Annotated in this window: 1 protein-coding gene; it reads right to left on the reverse strand. The window is 56.8% G+C overall.

All coding sequences use genetic code 11. From position 1 onward, the window contains the following. Positions 1 to 253 precede the first annotated feature (253 nt). On the reverse strand, positions 254 to 1453 hold the full coding sequence (locus tag QZ292_RS10360; protein ID WP_294601277.1) for a hypothetical protein: 1200 nt from the start codon (positions 1451 to 1453) through the stop codon (positions 254 to 256). Positions 1454 to 1551: the final 98 nt, after the last annotated feature.

A 1551-nucleotide genomic window follows, 5' to 3' on the forward strand; every position in this document is an offset into this window, starting at 1 on the left:
TCACCGCCAACCGGCAGAATATGCCCTTTTAAGCGGGCGGGCGACTGTCGAGCTTTGTCCCGCCTCGAACCGTACCTTTGTTGGCTTACGCCTTCCTCCTCGCCGTTCGGCAATCAGCAAACTACGTTTGCATTGCCCTCACTGGCAGCGTCGGTTGAAAGAAAGGTACCCAAAGAACTTTTAGTTAGCTACGCTACGCCTCAAGCTCCGCAATCCTTACTTTCGTCGCACGCCGCAACTCCATTTCCAACCCTTACTTTTTCGCCCGCCCCAGCTTCGGCGCACGTTCGAACGGCTTGCTACGGTCGAACAGATAGCGGTAAGTCACATGTCGCTTGTATTTCTCCGCTCTCACGTAGCTCTCGACCACACGCATCATCATGGGATTGAAGTCGCCGATCCAGGCGATTTCCAACGAGCTGTACCGATCCGGATACCGTTCGACGTACTGTTCGAACCGGCGGATCATCCCCGCCTCGACGCCCCTGCCCTGGAACTCGGCCGCCACCCCGAACACCAGACCGAACAGCCGTCCCCTCCGCCGGCCGACCTTCAGCCGCCAAAGCAGCCGGAGTTTTTGCCACAGCCCGAACCGGCCGTGAAAATCCCGGATCAGCAGGTTCAGATCGGGCACCATCACGAAAAAGCCGATCGCCTGCTCCTTGTAGAACGCGAAATAGAGCACCTCGGGATCCACGATCGGAGCCATCGCCCTGACCATCGCCAGCGCATGTTCGAAATCCATCGGCTTCACCCCCGAGAACTGTGCCCAACCGCTGTTATAGACCGCCATCAGGTCGCGCGCCACCTTCTTCTTGTCGCTCATATCGACCGGTTCGAACCGGTAATCCGGATTGGCGAACAGCCGTTCGGCCTTCTGGTACAACGCTTCCGGCATCGCATTGACGGTCAGCGGCCTCAGATAGGTATGCTGGTCGAAATAGTTCCGAAAACCGTAAGTCTCGAACAACCGCCCATAGTACGGCAGATTGTAGTTCATCCCGTACAACGGCAAGGTAAAACCCTCGACCAGCACGCCCCACCACCGCATCCGGTCGCCGAAATTGATCGACCCGTCCATCGCCTCCATCCCCCGCGCCGCCAGCCACTCCCGGGCAGCATCGAACAGCATATCCGCAGCCTCCTGATCGTCGATGCACTCGAAAAAGCCGCATCCGCCGGTCGGCTGAGGTTCGCTGTCGCTCAGCTCCCGATTGTAAAACGCAGCGATACGACCCACGATTCTCCCCTCCGCTTCCCGGTCGTGCAACGTCCACCGGATGGCCTCGCCTTCCTGAAACAGCGGATTCCGGGACGGATCGAACACTTCGGCGATATCGGACTCCAAAGGCTCGACCCACATGGCGTCGTCCCGATAAAGCACGCGGGCCATCCGAATAAATTCCCGAGACTCACGCTCACTTTTTACCTCCCGCAACTCGTATTTCCCCATATTTTTAACTACTTTTAACTATTGAATTTTCGTTTATTCGTATCTTATCGGGAGGGTACTGTTCTCTTTGTGAACAAAGAGAACCAGAAAAACTTTAG

The organism is uncultured Rikenella sp. (assembly GCF_910577125.1).
GTDB lineage: Bacteria > Bacteroidota > Bacteroidia > Bacteroidales > Rikenellaceae > Rikenella.